At 55.8% G+C, this 6,199-nt stretch carries 4 protein-coding genes; all 4 read right to left on the bottom strand.

What is annotated here, in order from left to right; all coding sequences use genetic code 11:
* Nucleotides 1-126: 126 nt before the first annotated feature.
* From GPA21_RS18795 to GPA21_RS18810, 4 genes are read right to left on the bottom strand one after another with little or no spacing between them, the layout of a single operon-like run.
* The gene (locus GPA21_RS18795; protein WP_168989621.1) at nucleotides 127-3,225 is read right to left on the bottom strand and encodes a type I restriction endonuclease subunit R; all 3,099 of its coding nucleotides are present in this window, start codon (nucleotides 3,223-3,225) and stop codon (nucleotides 127-129) included.
* Nucleotides 3,218-4,267: a PDDEXK nuclease domain-containing protein gene (locus tag GPA21_RS18800; protein ID WP_168989622.1), complete on the bottom strand. Its 1,050-nt coding sequence runs from the start codon at nucleotides 4,265-4,267 to the stop codon at nucleotides 3,218-3,220. Before GPA21_RS18800 ends, GPA21_RS18795 begins: the two co-directional genes overlap by 8 nt.
* Before the next feature lie 4 nt (nucleotides 4,268-4,271).
* On the bottom strand, nucleotides 4,272-5,387 hold the full coding sequence (locus tag GPA21_RS18805) for an ATP-binding protein (RefSeq protein ID WP_168989623.1): 1,116 nt from the start codon (nucleotides 5,385-5,387) through the stop codon (nucleotides 4,272-4,274).
* Between the two features lies 1 nt (nucleotide 5,388).
* Nucleotides 5,389-6,024: a restriction endonuclease subunit S gene (locus tag GPA21_RS18810; protein ID WP_211163705.1), complete on the bottom strand. Its 636-nt coding sequence runs from the start codon at nucleotides 6,022-6,024 to the stop codon at nucleotides 5,389-5,391.
* Nucleotides 6,025-6,199 lie beyond the last annotated feature (175 nt).

Below are 6,199 nucleotides of genomic sequence, written 5' to 3' on the forward strand. Positions count from 1 at the left end.
GTGATGCTCGTCGGCGAACAGGTCGGTCTTGATGGCGGTGCGTTTCTTCATGGCTGGCGGCAGAGAACGAAATCAGGACAATCCAATTTTACCAATCACAGAGGTGCCGAGGTTTTTCGAGGCGCCCTAAACTTGGTCGCCCACGCCCTTGAACTTCTCAACGAACGCAGCAATTTTCTGAAATACGGTTTGTTTTTTTGTCAGATACTGCGGATTAAGCGGGCTCATCTTGGGCAGAGCGGCATTGAGCTCCGTACCGCTGTCGCTAGCGAATTCCCGCTTGAGCGAGGCGGAGATATAGCGCCTGGCCGCCTCCGCATTAAGGGCTTCCGACTCGATCAACTCCTGCGCCTCACGCCGCTGCTCTGCTTGCGCAAATGTGAAGAAGGCATCGATCACACTGGCCTTGTCTCCGATCTGGTCCAGATCGGTCTGATTGATGAAGTCAACCAGCAAGCCTTCCTTGGCGCGGTTGCCAAGGCTGGCGCGAATCATCCGACGCACTTCATCCACCAAGTCTGCCTTGCTTCTGGTTTTCTTGTTGTGCTCGAAGATCAGTTCCAGGATGTAGTCCAGGTTGATCTCCTGGGACTTGAGAAGATCGACCTCAAAAACCACGTCGTCCCAGTCGATGGCGGATGTGTCTTTGCCGGCGGAAGCTTTCTGCCGCCGCAACCAGTCGCGCACGTCGTTGTAGGTTGAGCGGTAATCCTGAAGTGCGCGCTCGGACGGAATTTTGATGGCTGGCAGGACGACCAGGTCGTCATCGCTCAAATAGTGCTTGGCCTTGAAGGCCTCAACCACCACCGCGTCGTCCCTGTCGAGCTCTTGAAAGGCCTTTAGGCTGACGAACTCGTCGTAGTTCTGCAGCACATTTTCCACGCGCAGATACTCACCAAACAGCTTGACGAAGGCTTTCTTGTCGGCCTCTTTTTCAATGGCAGCAGGGTCGGGAAAACGCTGCTCCAACTCCGTCACTACATCGACAAAGCCGCGTCGCGCTTCACCGGTCACCACGTCGGTAAAGCCTTCCATGTACTCCTTGTAGCTCTTCTCCAACACCACATTCCGGGTGTTTTTGTCACCGAACAAAGTGATGGCATCGATGGTCGCCTGCTCCAGATCACGGAAGGTGACGATGTTGCCGAAGGTTTTGGTGGCGTCGAAGATCCGATTGGTGCGCGAGTAGGCCTGTATCAAGCCGTGGTAGCGCAGACTCTTGTCCACGAACAAGGTGTTCAGCGTGGGCGCGTCAAAACCGGTCAGGAACATACCCACCACGATCAGAAGATCAACCTCTTTGGCTTTGACCTGTTTGGCAAGATCGCGGTAATAGTTCTGAAAGCCGTTGCTGTCGACGCTGAAGTTGGTTTTGAACAGCGCGTTGTAGTCGGCGATGGCCCCGTTCAGGAACTCCTTGGCGCTGCTGTTCATGGCAGACACATCAAAGCTCTCGTCCTGAATCTCACCGACCGCGTCCTGTTCCTCGTTGGCCGCAAACGAGAAGATGGTCGCCACCCTTATAGGCTTGTCGCTACCGTTTTGTAGCGTCTTGAACGACTCGTAATACAGCTTTGCGGCATCCACGCTGCTGACAGCAAACATCGCGTTGAAACCCTTGGCACCCGCTTGTAGGCGGTGGGTCTTCTGCCGGAAGTTGTTCAGGATGTACTGGGTGATTTCGCGGATGCGGTCGGGGTGCAGTAAAGCCTGCCGGTTTTCCGCCGCGCTGAGCTTCTTCTCGTCCTGCTCGGTTTCGATGGCCTTGAACTGCGGGCGCACATCGTTGTAGTCCACCTTGAACTTCAGCACCTTCTCGTCGCGAATCGCATCGGTAATCACGTACGAATGCAGTTCGCGGCCAAACACGCTGGCGGTGGTTTCCGCGCCGAGGGCGTTCTGTGGAAAGATCGGCGTGCCGGTAAAGCCGAACTGACAGAACCTCTTGAACCTCTTTCTCAGATTCTTCTGCGCTTCTCCGAACTGGCTGCGATGACACTCATCGAAAATGAACACCACCTGCTTGCCGTAGATGGGTAGGTCGCCCTCGCTCTTCATCAGGTTGTTGAGCTTCTGGATGGTGGTGACAATGATCTTGTTGTCGTCCTTGTCCAGATTGCGCTTGAGCCCGGCTGTGCTATCCGAACCATTCACGCTGTCCGGTGAAAAGCGCTGGTATTCCTTCATGGTCTGGTAGTCCAGATCCTTACGATCCACCACAAAGAACACCTTGTCGATGAAATCCAGCTCGGTGGCCAGGCGCGCAGCCTTGAAACTGGTCAGCGTCTTGCCGGAACCGGTGGTGTGCCAGATGTAGCCGCCGCCCTCCAGCCGACTCCATTGCTTGCCCTGCCAGGCGCTGTTGATCTTCCACAGAATGCGTTCGGTGGCGGCAATCTGGTACGGGCGCATCACCAGCAGCGTATTGCTGGTGTCGAAGACCGAGTAGCGCAGCAGCACCTTCAGCAGCGTGTCTTTCTGGAAGAAGGTGGCGGTGAAGTCCTTCAGGTCCTTGATCAGGCTGTTGTCCGCCTTCGCCCAGTTCATGGTGAAGTCGAAACTGTTCTTGCTGCGCTGCGTGGTGTTGGCAAAGTAGCGGCTGTCGGTGCCGTTGGAGATCACGAACAGCTGCAAATACTTGAACAGGGAGTGCGCGCTGTTGAAGCTCTCCTTGCTGTAGCGGTGCACCTGGTTGAAGGCCTCGCGAATGGCCACGCCGCGCTTCTTCAGCTCCACCTGCACCAGCGGCAGGCCGTTGACCAGAATCGTCACATCGTAGCGGTTGGCGTGCGTGCCAGTTTGCTCAAACTGCTTAATCACCTGCACCTTGTTGCGGGCGATGTTCTTTTTGTCCAGCAGGTAGATGTTCTGGATGCGCCCGTCGTCAAACACGAAGTCGTGAACGTAGTCGTCGTGGATCTTGCGGGTCTTCTCGACGATGCCGTCGCTGGGCTTGTCCAGCCAGATCTCCACAAAGCGTTGCCACTCGGCGTTGGAGAACTGCACGTTGTTTAGTGCTTGCAATTGCACGCGCACGTTGGCCAGCAAGGCCTCGGGCGTGTTCAGGCCCGGCGGGGCCTCGTAGCCCTGGTGCACCAGATCCTGAATGAACTCCCGCTCCAGATCGCCCTCACTCTGGTAGCTCTCATTGACCTGCCAGTCCTTGGTGTACTTGTCCAGAACGATGAAGTTTCTGGACTCGGCAATGGTCTTGTAGTCACTCATCGGGCTTGTTCTCTTCATCGTGGATCAGCGCGGTCAGTTCGCTCTCGATTTCCTGCACGGTCGGCAACTGCGACTGCACCGCCAGGGGGATGTCCTTGGTAATGAACGAACTCACGCCCATGGGCTTGTGGATGTCGCGCAGGGCATACTCCACGTCCAGCTTGTCCTTGTCTTTGCAAAGGATCAGGCCAATGGTCGGTTGGTCGCCCTCGGCGCGCAGCTGGTCGTCCACTGCAGAAAGGTAGAAGTTGAGCTTGCCGACATATTCGGGTTTGAATCCGCCCGCCTTCAGCTCGATCACCACGTAGCACTTCAGGCGTGCGTGATAAAACAGCAAATCCAGAAAGTAGTCCCTGCCGTTCACCGCCAACGGGTACTGCCGCCCGAGGAACGCAAAGCCCTTGCCCAGCTCCAGCAGAAACCGGGTGATCTGCGCGACCAGCTGGTTCTCGATGTCGCGCTCCACCGCCTGCGGGGCCAGCGTCAGAAAGTCGAACACGTAGGGGTCTTTCAAGCTTTGCTGCACCAGCTCGGATTGGGGCGCCGGCAGGGTCTGGGCAAAGTTGCCCACTGCCAGGCCCACACGCTCATGAAAACGCTGCTCAATCTGCCACTCCAGCACCGTGCGGCTCCAGCCGTGTTCGGCGCAGGCCTGCGCATACAGCAGCACCTGCTCCACCGACTTCACCTTGGCCAGCAGGGTGCGCACATGCCCCCAGGGCATTTGTCCCACGGGCTGTGGGACAACTTCAAACTGCGGGCTGAAGAAGGCATAGAACTGCCGCATGGCAAACAGGCTGGTGCGCGAAAAGCCCTTCATGCCCGGGTAGCTGGCCTGCAGGTCCAGCGCCATCTGCTCCACCACCGCCGAGCCCCAGGCACGCTCGCGTTGCCAAGAGTCGAGCTGGCGGCCGATATCCCAATACAGATTCAGCAACTCGGCGTTCACCGCCAGCACGGCACGGGTTTGCGAGGTTTGGATACGCTGCTTGATGCTGGCCAGCGCCTGGCGGTAGTCGGTGTGGTGGGTGATCTCGCTCATGCCTTCAGAGTCCCTGCTGCTGCCAAAAACCATGGCTGTTCTTCAAGTGATCGAGCAACAGGTTGACCGTCGCTTTCTCTGCAGGCGTTGGCTGTGCAACGGTCTCATTGGACAGCGTGCTGTGGCTGGTGAACTGGATGATTCTGTTGAGATACAGCTGCCTGTCATCAGGCAACAACTCTGACCACCTCGGATAGCCCAGGAAGCTTGCCGTTTTCTCGTAGAGGTTGCGCAGCAACGTGAAGTGGAATCTTTCAACCTTGTCGTCAGCAATCGCCTGCTCGATGGTCTGCTTCAAATACAAGTGATAGGAAAAGCTCTTGTTGGAGTCACCATCCTTCTCCGTGAGCGCAAAGCTACCATCGTCGAAGCGCTCCAGCAGATAGCAAACTTTGCCGTTCAGCTCATTGAACAGCACGTTGTAGAACAGCGGGCTGTGCGTCGTGACGATGAACTTCAGGTTGGATTGACTAGATTTGATCAGCCCCGCCAAGTTGACTGCCAACTCAATCAGATGATTTTCATCCAGTGAGCTCACCGGGTCATCAATGAACACGTACTCCAGGTTGTTGAAAGCATCAGTGGAGCGGTTCTCGACCTCTGCGATGTTCAGCTCGGCAATCAGCTGTTCAAGCAGAGCGTTGAAAACGCTCCAGATGAAGTTGCTCTCCTCGCCTTTGGATATCTTGATGTTGGGTTCTTGCTGATTGTTGCCGCGCTCAAATGAAAAGCTGACCGAAGAGAAATCGGTGCTGAAGTGTGGCGTCAGCTTTTCGCTGGTGTAGTGCTGAAAAGTGGCGATGATTCCCTGGTCCTGGCCTTGCTCTTCGAGAACCCACCTGGTGAACGAGTTGGGTTGGATTCGCAACTTCGGCTCAGCATCCAGCCCCAAGTCGTTATCCCAATAGAGCAGATCTTCCGTGAAGGCGCTGTAGTAGAGGATCTTCTTGGCGGCCAACTCTGACGACGACGCCTCCGCCCCCTCCGCTCTGGGTGACACCAACTGCTTGAACTCTCGCGACAAACGCGTCTTGCCAGTGCCGTTGAAGGCATAGATCAACTGCACTTTCTTGTTGGCCTCTTCGAGTTGCTGGGCCAGTTCGGTGAGCGTCTTGCTCATGTCAGGCGGCTACCTCTTCCGGCTTCGGGAAGTTCAACAGCAGATTGCGGTAGTGCTCGTATTGCTTCTGGCGAAGCTCGATTTCGCTGGGCAGGCCTTCGCTGATGGAGTTGGTCAGTGCATCGAACTTGTCCAGGATGGCGACGATGCGTGCCTGCTCCGCAAGTGACTTCTCGCGGTCATCCGGGTACGGAACAGGGATCCTGACTTTTTCAAGTCCAATGATCAGTAACCTATTCACCTTTCCACGCGACACATGCTTTGCTTTCTCATCAATGAACTTGGTTGTCTGCATCACATACGAAACGAATTTCGGATTCATTGAATGACGAAAAGCGTAGCTGTCGTCGTGAATGGCAACCCGTTCGCTCCCAATCCAGGCGACAGCCTTGCCAACGTCCTCAACGGTCTCCCCGACACCCGCTATCACAACATCGCCCGGCTCTGCATAACGCAAGGACTCGGCGAGATCGCTCCTCACCCGAGAGAAAGCCCGATCCGTAAAGACCCCATACCGGGTATAGATCTCGCCATAATGAATGACTGGGACTCCGTCTTCGACATAGTCCGCTTTCGTAAAGCGCTTGCCGCGAATGAACTCACCAAGTTCGCTCAGTGCTGTCCATGCGACGTCCACGTCTTTGAATTGAAGTAGCTGGTCTCGATAGTGCTTGTATTGTTTTTTGGGTAAGCGGATTAAATGGTTGATCTTACCTTTGCATGAGAGTGAGACAGACCGGCATCTCATCGGATTATCTGGTTGATGCTTCACCTACTGCTGGTGCATGTTTCCTTCGCTAATTCCAGCAAGA

Origin of the sequence: Azoarcus taiwanensis (assembly GCF_012910885.1) — a bacterium.
GTDB classification, from domain to species: Bacteria; Pseudomonadota; Gammaproteobacteria; order Burkholderiales; family Rhodocyclaceae; genus Azoarcus_F; species Azoarcus_F taiwanensis.